Annotated in this window: 18 protein-coding genes; 11 read left to right on the forward strand and 7 right to left on the reverse strand. The window is 69.6% G+C overall.

Features of this window, described 5'->3' with window-relative positions; translation table 11 throughout:
- The 3 genes from G5C60_RS22970 to G5C60_RS22980 all read left to right on the forward strand — a co-directional run.
- Positions 1-1,071, forward strand: a 1,071-nt coding sequence (locus tag G5C60_RS22970) for a CAP domain-containing protein (protein ID WP_165262286.1), incomplete at its 5' end; no start/stop codon positions are given.
- A gap of 151 nt (positions 1,072-1,222) precedes the next feature.
- Positions 1,223-2,218, forward strand: coding sequence for a cation diffusion facilitator family transporter (locus G5C60_RS22975; protein WP_165262288.1), 996 nt, complete (start codon positions 1,223-1,225; stop codon positions 2,216-2,218).
- A 67-nt stretch (positions 2,219-2,285) separates the two neighbouring features.
- Positions 2,286-2,684, forward strand: a complete 399-nt coding sequence (locus G5C60_RS22980; RefSeq protein WP_165262290.1) for a helix-turn-helix domain-containing protein — start codon at positions 2,286-2,288, stop codon at positions 2,682-2,684.
- Between the two features lie 28 nt (positions 2,685-2,712).
- Here G5C60_RS22980 and G5C60_RS22985 read toward each other — a convergent pair whose 3' ends face one another.
- From G5C60_RS22985 to G5C60_RS23000, 4 genes are all read right to left on the reverse strand, one after another.
- The gene (locus G5C60_RS22985) at positions 2,713-3,318 is read right to left on the reverse strand and encodes a ClpP family protease (protein WP_165262292.1); all 606 of its coding nucleotides are present in this window, start codon (positions 3,316-3,318) and stop codon (positions 2,713-2,715) included.
- Position 3,319: 1 nt separating this feature from the next.
- Positions 3,320-4,009 (reverse strand): ATP-dependent Clp protease proteolytic subunit, encoded by a 690-nt coding sequence (locus tag G5C60_RS22990; RefSeq protein WP_165262294.1) that lies wholly within the window; start codon positions 4,007-4,009, stop codon positions 3,320-3,322.
- A gap of 117 nt (positions 4,010-4,126) precedes the next feature.
- Positions 4,127-4,864 carry a UTRA domain-containing protein gene (locus tag G5C60_RS22995; protein WP_165262296.1) on the reverse strand — a complete coding sequence of 246 codons (738 nt, stop codon included), beginning with the start codon at positions 4,862-4,864 and terminating at the stop codon, positions 4,127-4,129.
- Positions 4,865-4,891: 27 nt separating this feature from the next.
- Positions 4,892-7,063: an alpha-N-acetylglucosaminidase gene (locus G5C60_RS23000; RefSeq protein WP_165262298.1), complete on the reverse strand. Its 2,172-nt coding sequence runs from the start codon at positions 7,061-7,063 to the stop codon at positions 4,892-4,894.
- 181 nt (positions 7,064-7,244) lie between these two features.
- Here G5C60_RS23000 and G5C60_RS23005 point away from each other — a divergent pair, with 181 nt between their 5' ends.
- From G5C60_RS23005 to G5C60_RS23020, 4 genes are all read left to right on the forward strand, one after another.
- Positions 7,245-8,012, forward strand: a complete 768-nt coding sequence (locus G5C60_RS23005; protein ID WP_165262300.1) for a sugar isomerase domain-containing protein — start codon at positions 7,245-7,247, stop codon at positions 8,010-8,012.
- 79 nt (positions 8,013-8,091) lie between these two features.
- A complete protein-coding gene (locus G5C60_RS23010; RefSeq protein WP_165262302.1) occupies positions 8,092-9,438 on the forward strand; it encodes an extracellular solute-binding protein in 1,347 nt (448 codons plus the stop codon).
- Complete coding sequence (locus G5C60_RS23015; protein ID WP_165262304.1) at positions 9,428-10,327, forward strand: carbohydrate ABC transporter permease; 900 nt, start codon at positions 9,428-9,430, stop codon at positions 10,325-10,327. The genes G5C60_RS23010 and G5C60_RS23015 overlap by 11 nt, the downstream gene beginning before the upstream one ends.
- The gene (locus G5C60_RS23020) at positions 10,324-11,151 is read left to right on the forward strand and encodes a carbohydrate ABC transporter permease (protein WP_165262306.1); all 828 of its coding nucleotides are present in this window, start codon (positions 10,324-10,326) and stop codon (positions 11,149-11,151) included. The genes G5C60_RS23015 and G5C60_RS23020 overlap by 4 nt, the downstream gene beginning before the upstream one ends.
- 59 nt (positions 11,152-11,210) lie before the next feature.
- Here the strand turns inward: G5C60_RS23020 and G5C60_RS23025 are convergent, their stop codons facing one another.
- Both G5C60_RS23025 and G5C60_RS23030 read right to left on the reverse strand, forming a co-directional pair.
- On the reverse strand, positions 11,211-11,423 hold the full coding sequence (locus G5C60_RS23025; RefSeq protein ID WP_165262308.1) for a hypothetical protein: 213 nt from the start codon (positions 11,421-11,423) through the stop codon (positions 11,211-11,213).
- Between the two features lie 79 nt (positions 11,424-11,502).
- Positions 11,503-12,663 carry an ROK family transcriptional regulator gene (locus G5C60_RS23030; RefSeq protein WP_165262310.1) on the reverse strand — a complete coding sequence of 387 codons (1,161 nt, stop codon included), beginning with the start codon at positions 12,661-12,663 and terminating at the stop codon, positions 11,503-11,505.
- Between the two features lie 187 nt (positions 12,664-12,850).
- Here G5C60_RS23030 and G5C60_RS23035 point away from each other — a divergent pair, with 187 nt between their 5' ends.
- Genes G5C60_RS23035 through G5C60_RS23050 form a run of 4 tightly spaced genes read left to right on the forward strand, consistent with a single transcriptional unit; the run spans position 12,851 to position 17,344 of the window.
- On the forward strand, positions 12,851-13,804 hold the full coding sequence (locus tag G5C60_RS23035) for a carbohydrate ABC transporter permease (protein ID WP_165262312.1): 954 nt from the start codon (positions 12,851-12,853) through the stop codon (positions 13,802-13,804).
- 18 nt (positions 13,805-13,822) lie between these two features.
- Entirely contained in the window at positions 13,823-14,761 is a 939-nt protein-coding gene (locus G5C60_RS23040) for a carbohydrate ABC transporter permease (RefSeq protein ID WP_165262314.1), read from the forward strand.
- A gap of 10 nt (positions 14,762-14,771) precedes the next feature.
- The gene (locus tag G5C60_RS23045) at positions 14,772-16,115 is read left to right on the forward strand and encodes an ABC transporter substrate-binding protein (protein ID WP_165262316.1); all 1,344 of its coding nucleotides are present in this window, start codon (positions 14,772-14,774) and stop codon (positions 16,113-16,115) included.
- Between the two features lie 26 nt (positions 16,116-16,141).
- The gene (locus tag G5C60_RS23050; RefSeq protein ID WP_165262358.1) at positions 16,142-17,344 is read left to right on the forward strand and encodes a Gfo/Idh/MocA family protein; all 1,203 of its coding nucleotides are present in this window, start codon (positions 16,142-16,144) and stop codon (positions 17,342-17,344) included.
- A 58-nt stretch (positions 17,345-17,402) separates the two neighbouring features.
- Here the strand turns inward: G5C60_RS23050 and G5C60_RS23055 are convergent, their stop codons facing one another.
- Positions 17,403-18,098: a L,D-transpeptidase family protein gene (locus G5C60_RS23055; RefSeq protein ID WP_165262318.1), complete on the reverse strand. Its 696-nt coding sequence runs from the start codon at positions 18,096-18,098 to the stop codon at positions 17,403-17,405.
- Positions 18,099-18,270 lie beyond the last annotated feature (172 nt).

Consider the following 18,270-nt stretch of genomic DNA (forward strand, 5'->3'; position numbering starts at 1 on the left):
CTACGCTCCGAGGCATGGCAGACGACGGCACGACCGACATCACCCTCGACACGGCTGCGCTGCGGGTACTCGCGCATCCCACGCGGCTCGGGCACCGGTGTCGCGACGGCCTTGAGCGCCGCACGTGCCGGGCTCGACCGGCTGCGCGGCGCCGGGCGCACACCGACCGGGCGCACAGGCACCCCATCAGCGCCCGCACCGGCACCGGCACGGACACCGGGCGCTCGTACCTCGCCTGCCGCACCCCCCTCTGCCTCACTTGCTGGGGTTTCTCCCGCCACCTCCTCGGCAGGCGCCCCCGACGGCTTTCTCGGCCTCGTCAACCCCGCGCGTGCTGCCGTCGGTTCGCCGCCCGTGGCCCTCGACGCGCGGCTCACCGCCGCGGCCCACGGCCACGCCACCGGCATGGCCGCGCAAGGTCGCCTCGGCTCCGAGGGCGCGAACGGGCTCTCCTTGTATCAGCGCGTCATCGCGGGTGGATACGCGTATCTCACCATCGGTGAGCACCTCGTCTCCGGCCCGCGCACGCCGGCCGAGTTCGTGGAGTACTGCCTTTCGAACGAGCAGTCCCGAAGCACGCTCCACGACCCGGCGTTCACCGAGACCGGCCTGGCGTACGTCGCCGACAGCCGTTCCGGCACGCTCTACTGGACGGCGCTGTGGGCCCGCCCCCTCACCCCCGGCGGGCTCGCGCAGACGGCCGCCGAGGTCATCGCGCTCACCAACGCCGAACGCGCCTCGGCGGGCCTGCCGCCCCTGGCCCCCGACCCCCTGCTCACCACAGCGGCGCAGGCGCACAGCGCGGACATGGTGGCCCGCGCCTTCTACTCCCACACCTCCCCCGACGGCAGCGAGCCCTGGCATCGCGCCGCGGCGGCGGGCAGCACCCGTCGCACCATCGGCGAGAACATCGCCTGCGGCCAGCGCTCCGCCGCCGAGGTCGTACGCGGCTGGATGAACAGCCCCGGTCACCGCGCCAACATCCTCAAGCCGGCCTTCACCCACATAGGAGTCGGCTTCGCGGGCGGCGGTGCGGCGGGCACGTACTGGACCCAGCTCTTCGGCGCCTGACCGCCGACCCTCGACGCCAGCAGCTTGCCAGAGCATCTGCGCAGGTCACAGGCCTATTATCGATGACGACAACGGTCACCGGTGCAGCCTTTGCCGATCCCCGCGAGGTGCGCTTCACTGCGTGGGTCAGCACAGGATCAAGGGGAACACCATGACGAGTGCGCACCACGACCACGGGCCGGGCGAGCACGCCGGGCACGCGCGCGGTGTCGCTGCGGACGCGGACCGCCGCTGGCTCGCGATCGCCCTGACGCTGATCGCCTCGTTCATGGCGGCCGAGGTCGTCATCGGCGTCATCGCCCGGTCACTGGCCCTGATCTCGGACGCGGCACACATGCTCACCGACGCCGTGTCCATCGTGCTGGCGCTCATCGCGATGCGGCTGTCCGCGCGCCCGGCCCGGGGTGGTTTCACGTACGGCCTCAAGCGCGCCGAGATCCTCTCCGCGCAGGCGAACGGGCTCACGTTGCTGCTGCTCGGCGCCTGGCTGGCGTACGAGGCCGTGCGGCGGCTGATCGACCCGCCCGAGGTGGAGGGCGGGCTCGTGGTCGGCACGGCACTTGCCGGGATCGCGGTGAACGTCGCGGCGGCGTGGTGCATCTCGAAGGCCAATCGCACCTCGCTCAACGTCGAGGGTGCCTACCAGCACATCCTCAATGACCTGTTCGCGTTCATCGGCACCGCGGTCGCCGGTCTCGTCGTACTGCTCACCGGGTTCGCGCGGGCCGACGCCATCGCGACGCTGGTCGTGGTGGTCCTCATGGTCAGGGCGGGCTACGGCCTCGTACGCGAGTCCGGGCGGATCTTCCTGGAGGCGGCGCCCGCGCACCTCGATCCGGACACCATCGGGGACCGGCTGGTCGCGCACAGCGCGGTGACCGAGGTGCATGACCTGCACGTGTGGACGATAACGTCGGGACAACCGGCCCTGTCCGCGCACGTCCTGGTCACTCCGGTCACGGACTGCCACACGGTACGCCGCGACTTGGAGAGGACCCTCCAGAGCGACTACGGGATCAGCCACACCACCCTGCAGGTCGATCACGCCCCCAAGGATCTGCTCGATGTCCGCGCCGGTGCCGTCGACGACGCGCACTGCGAGACCCCGCACGGCCCGGTCCACCGCGACGAGCCGCACACCCATTGACCGGTGATTCGCCGAGGGCAGAACGCGATCCCCTTCCTGACGCGCGCCACGCTTCTAGGCTGGAGCGGTGAGCAGCCACGCGCCCAACCAAGCCCGCGTCATTCCCCTGCGACCCGTACCGGCGGAGCCGGACGAGCCTGCGCCCAAGGAGCCGTTGTGGCGGGACGTCGTGGGTGACGTTCTGCGGCGCGAGCGGCTCGCTCAGGAACGTACGCTCAAGGATGTCGCCGACGCCGCCCGGATCTCGATGCCGTACCTCTCCGAGCTGGAACGCGGCCGCAAGGAGGCCTCGTCCGAGGTCCTCGCGGCGGCCGCGCACGCCCTCGGGCTCGGCCTCGCCGATCTGCTGGTCCAGGTCCACAGCCGACTCGTCCAGCCGGCCCGCCCGCTCAGGACCGGCACGGCACCCCGGCCCACACAGGCGCAGTCGCACCGGAGCGAGGGGCGCCTGCGCCTCGTCGCCTGACCGGACGCCGTCACCCGCCCGGCAGCGCCTACGGGACGGGCACGAGCCGTCGGCTCAGCACCTCGTCGGCGAGCCCGTACGCCACGGCCTCCTGCGCGGTGAACACCTTGTCGCGGTCCATGTCGGCGCGCAGGGTCTCCACGGAGTGATGGGTGTGCAGGGACAGCACCTCCTCGACCTGGGAGCGGATGCGGAGCATCTCCTTCGCCTGGATGCTGAGGTCGGCGGCCGTGCCCCGCGCGCCGCCGCTCGCGGGCTGGCCGAGCAGCACCCGGGCGTGCTCCAGCACGAACCGCCGTCCGGAGTCTCCCCCGGCCAGGAGCACCGCCGCCGTCGAGGCGGCCTGTCCGACGCAGCACGTCGAGATGGGCGCGTTGACGTAGCTCATCGTGTCGTAGATCGCCATCAGTGAAGTGAACGATCCGCCGGGCGAGTTGATGTAGATCGCGATCTCCCGCTCAGGAGCGGACGACTCCAGGTGGAGCAGTTGGGCGATGACGACGTTGGCCACGCCGTCGTCGATCTCGGTGCCGAGGAAGATGATCCGCTCGGACAGCAGCCGGCTGTAGATGTCGTACGAGCGCTCCCCCTGCGGGGTGCGTTCGACGACGTTCGGGATCGTGTACTGGCCCATGTCAGAGTCCCATCCGTCGCTTCGTGGTGGCCGGGCGGATGTCGTCGAGCGCCTCGACGACGCGGTCGACCATGCCGTACTCCCGTGCCTGGTCGGCCGTGAACCAGCGGTCGCGGTCGCCGTCGCGGGCGATCGTCTCCTCGGTCTGGCCGGTGTGTTCGGCGGTGATCCTCTCGACGGTCTTCTTGATGAACTCCAGGTTCTCCGCCTGGATCGCGATGTCGGCCGTGCTGCCGCCGATGCCGCCCGACGGCTGGTGCATCATGATCCGCGCGTTCGGCAGCGCGAAGCGCTTGCCGGGCGTCCCGACGGTGAGCAGGAACTGGCCCATGCTCGCGGCGAAACCCATGACGAGGGTGGCGACGTCGTTCGGGATCAGCCGCATCGTGTCGTAGATCGCCAGGCCCGCCGTCACGGATCCGCCCGGGCTGTTGATGTAGAGGCCGATGTCGGTGCGCGGGTCCTCCGCGGACAGTACGAGCAGTTGTGCGCAGACGCGATTGGCCGAGACCTCGTCGACCTGGGTGCCGAGGAACACGATGCGCTGGGCGAGGAGTTGGGCGGCCAGGTGGTCGTCGAACCGTGACGGAGGTGTGTCGCCCTCCTCGGCCCGCGGTGTCAGGGCCGGGGACCAACTGGTGACCGGAGACCGGCCGTTGGCCAGGGACCGGCCGGTGTCGAGTGGTGCCATCGATCCTCCTTGGGTGGCACGGCACGGATCGCCGCGGTGTCTCCACCCTCGGTCCGGCGTCGGCGGCGCGGAAGGAATCTTGGCCCGCAGCAGATTCGCCGACGGCAGAGCGGTCGGCTATTTGGTCACCACGAGCGAGAACTCGTACAGATCGCCACGGCACAGCGATTCGCCGTACTCCACGACGTGCCCTGTCTCGTCGAACGCCGTGCGCCGCACCAGCAGGGCGGCAGACCCCTCCCGGACGCCGAGCAGCCCCGCTTGGCGGCCGGTCACGTTCACCGCACGGATCTGCTGGGTCGCCCGCACCACGCGTACGCCATGGGTGCTCTGGAGGGCTTCCGACAGTGAACCTTTGAGCAGTGACTCGTCCAGGTCCGGAAAACGCTCGGCGGAGAGGTAGACCGTCTCCAGGCAGATGGGGAAGTCGTCGCCGAGACGCAGCCGTTCGATGCGGTGGAGGCTGGTGCCGGGATCGACGCCCAGGGCCGTGGCGTGGTGCAGGCCGGCCTCCACCAGCTCCGCGGCGAGGAGTTCGGCGCTGGGACGGTAGCCACGCGACCGGAGATCCTCCGAGAACGAGGTGAGCGTCGACGTCTTGGTGATCTGGGGGTGCGAGACGAAGGTCCCCACACCGCGCACGCTGCGGATGAGGCCGTCCTCGCGCAGCGCCTGGAGCGCACGCCGGGTGGTGGCCCTGCTGACGTTGTACCTCTCCGCGAGCTGGCGTTCGGTGGGCAGTGCCTCGTCGGGCCGCATCCGGGCGATGTCGGCCTGGAGCCGCCGCCGGAGTGCCTCGTGCTTGTAGGACTCCGTCGCCGGGCCGTTGTCTGCGCGCCTGTCCTCGACCGTCACATTCACTCCGCGGTTCGCACGTGTCCGCTATCCCCGGGGGGCGCGGTAACGGGGCATCAGCGTACGCACCACGTCCAGGGTCGCTCCGGCGGTGTCCGGCCCGGGCGTCGTCGTCTCGCTCCGGGTCTCAGTCCGGTCGGCGGTCCACCGCTCCTCCCAGTCGATCAGGGACGCCTCGAACTCCTCGTCTTTGTAAGGAGATCCGGTCCGGAGAGCCCGGACGATGTGGTCGTACCAGCGCCGCCAGCGGGGGAGGTGGAAGGAACCGACGAGGCCGGCCCAGTGCCGGCCCGAGTAGTCGTGCAGCTCGCTGCGGGCGTGCCCCCAGACGGTGAGGATGCGCCGCGCGTTGCTCTCGTAGAGGTCGGCCTCGGCGGGGGTGGTCGCCCAGCTCCTGGCGTCGGCGAGCCAGGACTCCAGCCGGTACTCGGGCCGCGTGGCCAGCAGCCTGTCCAGGTCCTCGATGGTGGAGAGCAGTGCGGTGGCGGCGGCTTCGAACCGGTCGGCGTCCCGGGCCAGGGCCGCGTCCGCCGCCCTCTGCTGCTGATCGCACGCCACGTGGGTGAGCACCTGCGCGGTGACGTCGCACAGGTCCCGGCCGAGCGGACCCGCGCTGTCCTCGTCCGTCGCCTCTTCGGCCAGGAGCGTCCACGCTTCGGCCAGGTCCGGTGGCACGGCGGGTGAGGGCGGTGCCGCCAGATGCACCGGGAGTTCGGGGCGCAGATCGCCCTTCAGCGTGGGCCGGCAGACGATCAGCGAGCCGGGCGGGCCGGGGCCGTCAGCAGCGTAGACGGCGGCGTGCAGCAGTTCCCAGGCGCGCAGCAGACCGGGGGTGCGGCGGCCGTAGCGGGCCTCGGTCCAGCTCTCCAGCCACGCGTGTACGTCCTCGACGCGGCCCTGCCACGCGACGTCCGCCAGCAGTTCGTACAGGACCGGGTCGCCGCCGAACGCCTCCATGCTCGCGCCGACTCCGGCGAGCGAGTTGCCGCGTTCGTCGGTGCGCGCTGCCGCGGCTCCGGTGGCGATCTCGTCGAGTCTGCCGTAGAGACCGGGCCGCCCGCCCAGGCTGTGCAGCATGCACCACCCCCACGGTTTGCCCCGGTAGCCCGCGGTGTCCTGCCAGACCGGCCGGTGCTCGGCCCACAGGTCCAGGATCAGCATCCGGTCGTCCGGGATCGCGTCGAGGAAGGCCTGCGTCCGCTCCGGCGTCCAGTAGTCGGAGCGGTAGGCGAAGGGCCATGCCTGGAGTACCCAGGTGGCCCGGTCGTCCACCGCGGTCATGACGCCGTGCACGGCTCGCGCGACCCGGGCGAGGTCGGCGGGAGCGCTCACCGGAGGTGTCGTCTCGATGAACGGGTCGGCGGCGTAGTGGTGGTCGGTGCCGAAGAGCCGGGTCTGCTCGGTCAGCAGGGCGCTGCCGAACTCCTCGAACAGCGGGTCGCGCGGGTCCAGGACGCCGACCTCGAAGTCCCACCAGGGAAGGGTCGTGGACCGGGCGTTCCGGTCCGCCGTCAGCTCCCGGGGCACATGTCCGGAGAAGCCCTGGAGGACCGGCCGCATGCCCAGGGAACGCTCCCGGTCGAGGATGCGGCGGCCCAGGTCCGCGTGGTCGTCGATCCAGCTCTGCGGCAGTGGTCCGCACCAGCTGTCGAGCGAGGCGAGCCAGTTCCACGGCAGGTAGGCCGGGCCGCCGAGGAAGCGCCGGGCGGTCTCGTCGTCGAGCCCTGCGCGCAGAAGCGCCTGTTGCCAGGCCGCCTCCAGGCCGGTCATCGCCAGCGGTGTGGTCACACCGTGCAGGGCCATCCAGTCGATGTGGCGCTCCCAGCGCGCCCAGTCCCAGAAGGCCGTGGTGTAGCCGAAGGTGCAGACGTTGAAGTGGTAGCGGTGGCGGTAGGGCGACGTCGTCCGGGCGGTCGTGCCGATGCGGGGCAGGCGATCCGGCAGCCGGGGCACGGGGGCGTCCCAGGTGATCTGCGTCCGGCAGGCGGTCCTCAGATACCAGCGCAGCGCCGAGGCGACCGCGACGCCACTGGAGCCGCGCAGCGCCACGCCTCCCGGCCCGGCGTCCACCTCGAACCAGTCGTGCCCGCCCGCCCCGGGCACCACATCGGCGGTGAACTCCGCGGCCCGGTCTCCGACGACTCGCTGAATCAGCTGCTGGGCTGCCTGATTCTCCGGCGTCTGTGGTACGTACCACATGAGGCACAGGCTAGGTCTGTTGTTCGTGGTGGTCAACGAAGTGAACTGTGGTGACGGCAATCCCGTCCGAAGGTCTATGCAGCAGACCTGTGCAGCCGCAAGCCGCTCTGGTACGGTCCACAGCCACGTCAGCGACTTCCCCAGCCCCCGCCTCCGAAGAGAGGACGGCCAGGACAGCGTGATGCAGCCGACCCAGCACAGCGCGGACTCACCCTTGACCGCCGATCTCGCCTACTTCGCCGCGCTCCAGGAGAACCTCACCGCGTTGGCCGCCGCCGAGCAGCCCGCCATCGAGCGCGCCGCCCGCGCCGTCGCGGACAGCGTCGCTGCCGGGGGCGTCGTCCACTACTTCGGCAGCGGCCATTCGCAGCTCGTGGCCCTCGAACCCCTGATGCGCGCGGGCGGCCTCGCACCGGTCGACGTCATCGCCGACCCGGCGCTCTCCCCCGTCGCCCCTCGGCACGCCGGCGCGGCCGAACGCGTCAGCGGCTACGCGGCGGCGATCCTTCGTACGGCGGATATCAGGGCGGGCGAGGTGGTGGTCGTCATCTCCAACTCCGGCATCAACGCCGTGCCGGTCGAATTCGCCCTCGGCGCCCGCGAGTCGGGCGCCACCGTCGTCGCCGTCACCAGCCGGGCCCACTCCCTGGCCGCCGAGTCCCGGCACGAGGGCGGGCAGCGGCTGCTTGACGTCGCCGACATCGTCATCGACACGCACGGCCACTCCGGTGACGCGGTCATACCTTTGGGCGACCTCGCCGTGGGCGCCATGTCGACCGTGGTGGGGGCGGCGATCGTCAACGCCCTGACCTGCCGGGCCGCCGAGCTGCTCGCCGAAGAGCACGGGCAGGCCCCGCCGTTGATCGTCAGTCAGAACACCGCTGAGGACGCCGAGCGCCACAACAGCGCGCTGCTGGAGCAGTTCAAGGACCGCTGTCCGCGAGGCTGACGCACCGGTCCGCCGTCCGCGTCCGCCGTCCGCCGTCCGCCGTCCGCCGTCCGCCCGACGAGACCACGCAAGGAGGCCGATGATGAAGAGCACGCGCCGGGTGCGCCGCCGCATCGCCGCCGCGGCCTGCGCCGTCGCCCTCGTGCTGCCGCTGACCGCCTGCGAGGCGCTCACCCCCGGCAGCAAGGCCGCGGTTCCGGGGCCGCGAAGCGTGCCGTCCTCGACCGCCGTGCCGGACGACGACGTCACCCTGCGCCTCCAGTTCGCCGACGCCCCGCCGATGGTCGACGCGCTGATCGCCGCGTTCGAGAAGGGCCATCCCGGGATCAGCGTCGAACCGCAGTACAAGACGTTCTCCGACTACGTCCAGAACCTCAAGCTCACCATGACCTCCGACTCCGCCCCCGACATCGCGCAGTACGCGGTCGGGATGACGGACCTCGCGGAGGACGGCCACATCCTCGATCTGGCGCCGTACCGGGAGGCGTACGGCTGGGACGAGTCGATCCCTCCGGTCAGCCTCGACCAGCTCACCGCGGGGCGGACCAGCGAGGCCACCGGCGGGCGGGCCCTGTTCGGGGTGCCGGCCGGCCTGTCGATGACCGGCATCTACTACAACAAGGAGCTCGCCGAGCAGGCCGGGATCGATGGTCCGCCCAGGACACTTGCGGAGTTCGAGGACCAGCTCGCCGCCGCGAAGGACGCGGGTCTGACGCCGCTCGGCGTCGGCGCCCTCGACTCCGGCGGTCTGCATCTGTGGGCCGGGCTCCTCAACCAGCTGATGCCCACGGACGACTACTGGGACTGGGTCAACGGCACCGAGGGCGCCACCATCGAGACCCGGGCCGCGAGCATCGCCGGCGAGCGCGTCATCGAATGGGGCCGCAAGGGGTACTACAACGAGTCCGCGAACGGCACCGGACAGATCGACTCCACCGCCCAGTTCGCCGAGGGCGACAGCGTCTTCCTGGTCAACGGCAACTGGGCCGCCGGGCAGCTGGCGACCGTCATGGGGGACAACGTCGGCTTCTTCCCGATACCGGGCGAGCGCGCCGGCGCCCGCACGGTGGCCTCCGGGTTCAGCGTCGCGTACGCCGTCTCCTCCAGGACCGAACACCCCGAAGCGGCAGGCGCGTTCCTGGACTTCCTGACCTCGCCCGAAGCCGGCCAGATCATCAGCGACAACGGCTTCCTGCCACCCAACCCCGAGGCCGTGGCGAAACCGGAGGGCGTGCTCGCCGACATCGCGGAGGGCCACCGGCGGGCCATCGCCGACGACGGGATCACGACGTTCCCCGACTTCGCCGCGCCCGCGATGCTCGACCGGCTGCGCTCCGGCGTGCAGAAACTCATCGCGCATCGCGTCGAGCCCGCGGACTACCTCGACTCACTTCAGGACGAGTGGGAGGAACACCATGCGGAGTAGGCCGCCGGTTCGGTCTCCGGGCGTCCGCAGGCGCGGCCGGTGGCGCGGCTATGTGTACGTGCTGCCCGCGTTCCTCGTCTACCTGGCCTTCGCGGTGCTGCCCGCCCTGCACACGGCGTACCTGTCGCTGTTCGAGTGGGACGGCGTCACGCTGGGCGACTGGGTCGGCCTCGGCAACTACCAGGAGATCCTCCAGGACGCCGTCCTGCGCCGGTCCGTGGTCAACGCCCTGGTGCTGGTGGTGTTCTTCTCCTTCGTCCCCATCGTGCTCGGCCTGGCGATGACCGGCCTCCTGGCCCGCTACCGAAGGCCCGGCATGGGGGCGTACCGCTTCCTGTTCATGCTGCCGCAGGTCGTCCCCCTCGTCGCGGTGGGTGTGACGTGGCGCTGGCTGTACGGGGACGACGGGCTGGTGAACCAGGCGTTCCGCGCGGTCGGCCTGGACGGCGTGACCCGGGCGTGGCTGGGCGACTTCGGCGCCGCGCTGATCGCGGTGGGCGTCGTGGGCACCTGGGTGCTGAGCGGCCTGTGCATGATGCTCTTCCTCAGCGGTGTGCAGAAGGTGGACCCCAACCTGTACGAGGCGGCCCGGCTCGACGGGGCGGGCCCGGTCCGGGAGTTCGTCTCCGTCACCCTGCCGCATCTGCGCGGCGAGCTCGCCATCGCCATGACCGTGACAATGGTGGCCGCACTGGCCAGCTTCGACATCGTGTACGTGACGACGAACGGCGGCCCGGGCGAGCAGACGACCGTCCCCGGCCTCCTCGTGTACCGGCTGGCGTTCTCCGAGGGCAAGGTCGGGCTCGCCGCGGCTCTGGCCGTCGTCCTCGGCTGCCTGATACTCGCGATCGTCTACCTCATCAACCGTCTGTCGAGGCCGGAGAAATGAACACCGCCACGCGATCGGAACGCTGGTCCGGCTACGTCCTCCTGACCGTCATGGCGCTCGCCGTCGTGATTCCGTTCCTCAGTGTCTTCCTGGCCTCCGTGCAGCCCGCGGGCACGCCGGTGGTGGGTCTGACCTGGCCGGAGCGGTGGAGTTGGGACAACTACGAGCAGGCATGGTCGGTGGCCGGGTTCTCCGACCTGATCAGGCACAGCCTCATCATCGCGGTCGGTGTCGTGCCCGCCTGCCTGGTTCTCGCCTCGCTGGCGGGCTACGCGCTCGGCACCATGAGGCTGCCGGGCGGCAACGCGGTCGCGGCCTTCTTCATCGCCGGCCTCACCATCCCGGTCGAGGCGATCGTGGTCCCGCTCTACTTCGACCTGCGGAGCCTCGGCCTGACCAACTCGTTTCTGGGCGTGATCCTGGTGGAGATCGCGCTGTTCCTGCCGTTCAGCGTGTTCTGGATGCGCACCCACTTCCAGTCCACGCCCGCGTCACTGGTGGAGGCGGCCCGCATCGACGGCGCCTCGTCGGGCACGATCCTGCTCCGGGTGCTGCTCCCGCTGGCCCGCCCGTCCCTGATGACGCTCGGTCTTCTCGTCTTCATGTGGTCGTGGAAGCAGTTCCTGCTGGTGCTGGTCCTCATCCAGGACACGACCAAGCACACCGCGCCCGCCGGTCTTGGTTTCTTCGTGGGTCAGAACACCACGGACATCCCGACGCTGGCCGCGGGCACGATCATCGTGATGGTGCCGATCCTGATCCTCTTCGTGATCTTCCAGCGCAGCTTCATCGCGGGGCTGCTCCAGGGCGCGACGAAGGGATGAGGGGATGGACGAGGGGATGAAGGATCAACGACGCGGGCAGGGGACGGGCGGCTGCCCGGTCACGCCGCCTTCGACGGGTTCGCGGGAGAGTGGGAGTGCGGGGATGCCGCCGCCCACTCCATCACGAGCCGCTGGTACTCCAGTCGCTGCTCGCCGCTGAGTGTGCCACCGGTCCGCAGCCACAGGGCCCGGATCTCCTCGTTGACCTCGGCGGCCGATCGCCCGGTGGCGAGCGGTGCACGATGTGGAGTGGTGGACATGCCGTGAATCATACGGGGCTCGATGTGAAGGCCATGTGAGTAGCCGCCGTCATCGCGGCTACTCGAAAGTAGCAGCTCAGGGGCGGCGACCTCACGCTTCCGCGGCCCCCAGGACCAGCACCTGGATCGCCAGTACGGCCGCTCCGCGCGCCCAGTCGTGGAAGTCGGACACCTTGGTCTCCAGGTTGACCGGTTCCGCCCGCGGGTGGCGTCCCGCGAGGATGGCCTCCTGGACCACCGGTTCCGCCACGTCGACCAGGCCCACGCCCTCGCCGGCGAGGAGGATCTTCTGGGGTATGGCGAAATTCGCGATCTGCGCGACCAGCGTGCCCAGGGCGCGGGCCGCCTCGTCGATGACGCGGGCGGCCATCGGTTCGCCTTCGGCGGCGAGGGCGAGGATCTCGTCGTACGACACATCACGGCCGGTCGCGGCCCGGATCTGGTAGCGGATGCTGGGGATGGTCAGCAGGGAGACGGCGCTGCCGCGCTCGCCGTCGGGGGTGAGCGGGCCGTTGGGGTTCACGATCCAGAAGCGGCCGTAGCCCACTCCGTCCTCCGCGGTCGCGACCCGTTTGCCGCAGTTCACCAGCGCGTAACCGATGCCCGCGCCGATGGTGAGGACCGCGAACCGGTCGAGGCCGCGGCCCGCGCCGAACCAGCTCTCGGCCTCGACGAGCGCCGCCACGTCGTTCTCGACGACGACGGGCAGCCCGGTGCGCTCCTCGACGAGTCGGCCCAGGGGTACGTCGTGCCAGTCGAGGAAGGCCGACTCGTCGACGACGGACCGGTCCTCGGCACGGCCGCCGATGCCGATGCCGATCCCGGCCAGACCGGGGAAATCGCGCGCGAACCCGTCCGTCAACTCCCGTAGTACATCCACGACTTCGTCCGGGTCATGGCCGGCGAGCGGACGGTCGCGGCGGGCCACGATGTCGCTTCTGAGTGTGGTGACGACGCCGTACACCATGTCCTGTGTGATCTTGAAGCCCGCGAACATGCGGGATTCGGCGACGATGTCCAGGGGTTGGGAAGGGCGGCCCTGACGCACCTCGGCGAGCGTGGCGCCCTCGGCGACCTCGACCAGCAGGCCCGACTCGATGAGCGGCTTCGTCAGCCGGGTGACGCTGCCCGCGGAGAGGTCGAGTCGCCGGGCGAGTTCACTGCGCGACAGCGGGCCGTGGGTGAGCACCTCGATCGCCACGGCACGCTCGCCGGGACTGAGCGGCAGCCAACTGGCGGCAAGTGTGGTCATGACCGCATCCTCGCATGTTTCGCCGTATGTTTTCTTTTGCAGTGGAAGCAATGTAGAAACGATACGGCCACACCGAGGCCGGAAGCACTGCTTCAAGAAGATGCGTGCACGACTCTTGACGTACAGATTATTCCGCATCAAAAGTAAGTGAGGCCCAAGGACGAGCCGCAGAGCAGGGAGTCCCCCGATGACCGTCGCCTCCAGCAGCCCACCATCCCGCGTACCACTCAGTGGTGCCGAAGCCGTGGCCCCCGTGAAGAAGGCCAAGGCCCGGCCTCGCGGTGACGGCGCCCTCGCGGCCGTCTTCATCGCACCGGCCATGCTGGGCTTCCTGGTCTTCCTGCTCTGGCCCACGCTGCGCGGCATCTGGCTCAGCTTCACCCGGTACAACCTGCTGACGCCGGCGGAGTGGGTGGGCCTGGACAACTACGTCCGTATGGTCAACGACCCGATCTTCTGGGACTCGTTGTGGGTCACCGTCGAGTATGTGGTGATCAACATCGGCGTCCAGACGGTCGCGGCGCTCGCCATCGCGGTCCTGCTCCAGCGGCTCACGCAGTCGGCCGTACTGCGGGGCATCGTGCTCACGCCGTATCTGATGTCGAACGTCGTCGCCGGTCTCGTCTGGCTCTGGATGCTCGACACCCAGCTCGGCATCGGCAACGAGATCATCAGCGGTCTCGGCTTCGACCGCATCCCCTTCCTCGCCGACGAGACCTGGGCCATCCCCACCATCGCCCTGATCAACGTCTGGCGGCACGTCGGCTACACCGCCCTTCTCCTGTTCGCCGGGCTTCAGGCGATCCCGAACACCATGTACGAGGCGGCCAGGGTCGACGGCGCGAGTGAGTGGCGGATGTTCTGGCGGATCACGATGCCGCTGCTGCGGCCGGTGCTGGCGGTGGTGCTGATCATGACGGTGATCGGTTCGTTCCAGGTCTTCGACACCGTCGCGGTGACCACCGCGGGCGGCCCGGCGAACGCGACCAACGTCCTGCAGTTCTACATCTACGGCTCCGCCTTCGGCCGCTTCCAGTTCGGCTACGCCTCGGCGATGTCCGTCGCCCTGCTGATCGTGCTGAGCGCGATCACCGTCCTGCAGTACCGGCTCACCCGGGCCGGCCAGAGCGACCTCGCCTGACGGAAGGGAGACACCGACATGGCTGCTGTGACCACCACACCGACCGGGGCGCCCGAGGCGCCCGGGATACGACCGGAGCGGCGCAGGTTCTCCTTCGGGCGGGCCGCGGCCTGGACCGGGATGGGCCTGATCGTCCTCATCACCCTGCTGCCCTTCTACTGGATCCTGCGCACCGCGCTCTCCACCAACGCGGGCCTGGGCGCCGACCCCACCAACCCCCTGCCGGTCGACCTCACCACCAGCGGCTTCGAGCGGGCCCTCGGTCTGCAGTCCGCCGAGGAGGCGGTCGCGCAGGGCGGCGCGGGCGGCGGGCTCGACTTCTGGCGCTATCTGCTCAACTCGGTGCTCGTCTCGACCCTGGTCACCGGTTGTCAGATCTTCTTCTCCGCGATGGCCGCGTACGCCTTCGCACGGCTGCACTGGCGTGGCCGGGACAAGGTGTTCGGCCTGTTCCTGGCCGGGCTGATGGTGCCGACCATCTTCACGCTGCTGCCGAACTTCGTGCTCATCAAGGAACTCCAGCTGGTGGACACGCTGCTCGGCATCGCGCTGCCGACGATGTTCATGACGCCGTTCGCGGTGTTCTTCCTGCGGCAGTTCTTCATGAACATCCCCCTGGAGGTCGAGGAGGCGGCGCTGCTCGACGGCGCCGGCAAGGTCAAGATCTTCTTCCGGGTGATTCTCCCGATGGCGGCCACGCCGATCATCACGCTGTCCGTGCTGACGTACATCACCTCCTGGAACGACTACTTCTGGCCGCTGATGGTCTCCTACAGCGACAGCTCGCGCGTCCTTACCGTGGCGCTGGCGGTCTTCCGGGCGCAGACCCCGGCGACCGGCGTCGACTGGTCCGGGCTCATGGCGGCGACGCTGATCGCCGCGCTGCCGATGCTGGTGCTGTTCGCCTGCTTCGCCCGCCGCATCGTCAGCTCCATCGGCTTCACCGGGATCAAGTGAGGGAATGACCATGCGACTTCGTACGCTGACCGCGCTGGCCGGAGCGCTGGCGCTGTCCGTGGTGACCGGCTGCGCCAAGGGCGACTCCACCGGGGCCTCCGCGAACACGGTGACGTACTGGCTGTGGGACGCCAACCAGCTGCCCGCCTACCAGGCCTGTGCCAAGGGGTTCGAGAAGGAGCATCCCGGCCTCAAGGTCAAGATCACGCAGTTGGGCTGGAGCGACTACTGGACCAAGCTCACCGCCGGCTTCATCGCCGGTACTCAGCCGGACGTGTTCACCGACCACATCCAGAAGTTCGGCCAGTTCGCCGATCTTCAGGTGCTGGAGCCGCTCGACGACCTGGGCATCAAGAACGACGACTACCAGCCGGGGCTCGCCGCCAGCTGGATCGGCCAGGACGGCCACCGCTACGGCGCCCCCAAGGACTGGGACACCGTCGCGCTCTTCTACAACCAGAAGATGGCGAAGGACGCCGGCGTCACCGCCGAGCAGCTCAACGACCTCTCCTGGAACCCCAAGGACGGCGGCACCTTCGAGAAGGCGATCGCCCACCTGACCGTCGACAAGAACGGCAAGCGGGGCGACGAGCCGGGCTTCGACAAGAACAACGTCAAGGTGTACGGGCTCGGCACCCAGGGCGGCGGCTTCGGCGACGGCCAGACCCAGTGGAGCCCCTTCACCGGCTCCGCCGGGTGGAGCTACACCGAAAAGGCCCGGTGGGGCACGGAGTACCAGTACGACAGCAAGACCTTCCAGTCCACCGTCGACTGGTACTTCGGCCTGGCGAAGAAGGGCTACATGGCCCCCTTCTCCGACTACAACATCCAGTCCAACCAGGGCATCACGCAGTTCGCCGCGGGCAAGGCCGCCGCCGTCTTCGACGGTGCCTGGATGATCTCCACGTACTACGGCACCAAGGGCATCGACGCCGGCACCGCCCTCACTCCGGCCGGTCCGACGGGCAAGCGCGCCACGATGATGAACGGCCTCGCCGACTCCATCAGCAAGGCCTCCGACAACAAGGCGAACGCCCGCAAGTGGGTGGCGTATCTGGCCTCCGACGCGTGCCAGACCGTGGTCGGCAAGGCAGGGGTCGTCTTCCCCGCCACACCGGCCGGCACCGAGGCCGCCACTGCCGCCTACAAGAAGAAGGGCATCGACGTCACGGCCTTCACCGAGCCGGTGGCCGACAAGAAGAACTTCCGGACGTTCTCCTACCCGATCACCAACTACGCGGCCGACGTCACCGCGCTCATGCAGCCCGCCATGGAGGACATCTACGGCAACGGCAAGCCGGTGAGCAGCCTCGACGAGACCAACGACCAGATCAACCTCATCCTCGACCAGTGACTCGACCAGTGAAGGGCACCCCCTACATGACGTTCTCCCTCGGCATCGTCGGTGCCGGACAGTTCTCGGGACAGTTCGCCAAGTTGTTCCTGGCCCACCCCGGCGTCAGCGACGTCTACGTCACCGACCTGCTCCCCGAACGGGCCGAGCAGCTCGCCGCAGCCGAAGGCCTGACCGGCACCTTCCCCTCGTACCAGGCGATGCTGGAGTCACCGGCGGTGGACGCCGTCGCGATCTTCACCCAGCGGTGGACGCACGGCCCGCTCGTGGTGCAGGGGCTGAACGCCGGCAAGCACGTGTACTCGGCGGTGCCCATGGCGATCACTGCGGAGGAGATCGCGGCGATCATCGACACCGTACGCGCCACCGGTCTGACGTACATGATGGGCGAGACCAGCCAGTACAACCCGGCGACCGTGCACGCCCGCAACCAGATCGCCGAGGGCGCGTTCGGGCGGCTCTTCTACGCCGAGGGCGACTATGTGCACGACATGGACCTCGGGTTCTACGAGGCCTATCAGTACAGCGGCGGCGAGGACTGGAAGTCCACCGCCAGCTATCCGCCGCTGCTCTACCCGACGCACTCGGTGGGCGGGGTGCTCGGCGCCTGGCAGACGCACGCGGTGAGCGTGTCCGCGATCGGCGTCAAGGACGACCGCGGCGACGGGGTCTTCGACCAGGAGGTCAGCCAGTTCGGCAACGACTTCTCCAACGCGACCGCGCTGTTCGAGGTCGCGGGCGGCGGCTCTTTCCGTACGAACGAGTTCCGGCGGGTCGGCTACCCCTCGCACATCAGGGAGTCGCGTTTCCGGTTCTTCGGTACGGACGCGAGCATGGAGCAGCTCGCCACGGTGGCCCTGTGGCAGGACAAGAAGGGCGTCAAGGACATCAGCGAGCTGCTGGAGCCCAAGCCGACCCTGTCCCCCGACGACCCGTCGCTCCAGCACATCGCGCCGGACCTGCGGGCCGCCTTCACCTCCGGTTCGGCGCCGGTGCACGACCGCTCCCGGCTGCCGCGGGAGTTCGACAACCTGCACAACGGGCACGAGGGCAGCCACCACTTCCTGGTGGACGACTTCGTCACCGCGGTCAACACGCGCACCCTGCCGTCGGTGAACGCGTGGGTGGCCGCCCGCTACACCCTGCCGGGCATCGTCGCGCACGACTCGGCGCGGCAGGGCGGGGCCAGGCTGGAGATACCGGACTTCGGGGACGCGCCCGAGGAGTGACCGGCCCGGTATCGGCCCGGCTGTCCTTCGGGGCAGCCGGGCCGACCGCTCGGGTGGCTCAGGTGCCCGGCTTGCGGCCGTACACGAAGACGTCGTCGTTCTTCTTGAGGAGCGACCAGTACTTCTTGGCGGCGGTCTTCGTCATGTTGACGCAGCCGTGCGAGCCGGGCGGGTTCCACATGCTCACGCCGACGGAGTGGAAGGCCTGGCCGCCGTCGAAGAACTGGCTGTAGGGCATCGGCACGTGGTAGATCGACGAGACGTGGTCGATGTTCCGCCAGTAGATCTTCTTCAGGCCGGTGCGGGTCTCGTATCCGTTGCGCCCCGTGCGGACCGCGACCGGGCCGTAGACGAGCCTGCTGCCGTCCTGGATCCAGCTGAGCTGCAGCGTCAGGTTCACGCAGGCGATGCGGCCCTTGTTGACCGGGCACTTGCCGTCCTTGTTGGGATTGTTCCCGACGGCCTTCTGCTTCGTCATCAGGTCCATCACGCCCCAGGTGACAGAACCCGCGTACCCGATGTTCGGGGTGATGCCGTGCTTGGTCTGGAAGGCCTTGATCGCCGTGCAGTCGGCGGCGGACTGCCTGCCGTCGACAGTCCGGCCGAGGAACCTCTCCACCTGCTTCTGATACGGACCGGCCTGCGTGGTACAGCTCGCCGCCTGCGCGGGCGATGCGCCCAGCGCGACGGTCAGCGGCGCCACCAGCCCCGTGATGCCCAGTACGACGGCTCCCCGTCTGCGTATGTCCCCCATGGCCAGCTTCCCCTTTGTTCTACCCGCGTGGTGCACTCTGTGACGGCTAGACCGGCGCTGGAGCAGTTGGGTTGTAGGTCGGCCCGTCCTGAGACCGGCCTGGGACGAAACGGTTACGCAGCCCGCCGTCCGGCGGGAGACTCCCGCCGGACGGCGGGCCCCCGCGCGTTTC

The organism is Streptomyces scabichelini (assembly GCF_011045015.1).
GTDB classification, from domain to species: Bacteria; Actinomycetota; Actinomycetes; order Streptomycetales; family Streptomycetaceae; genus Streptomyces; species Streptomyces scabichelini.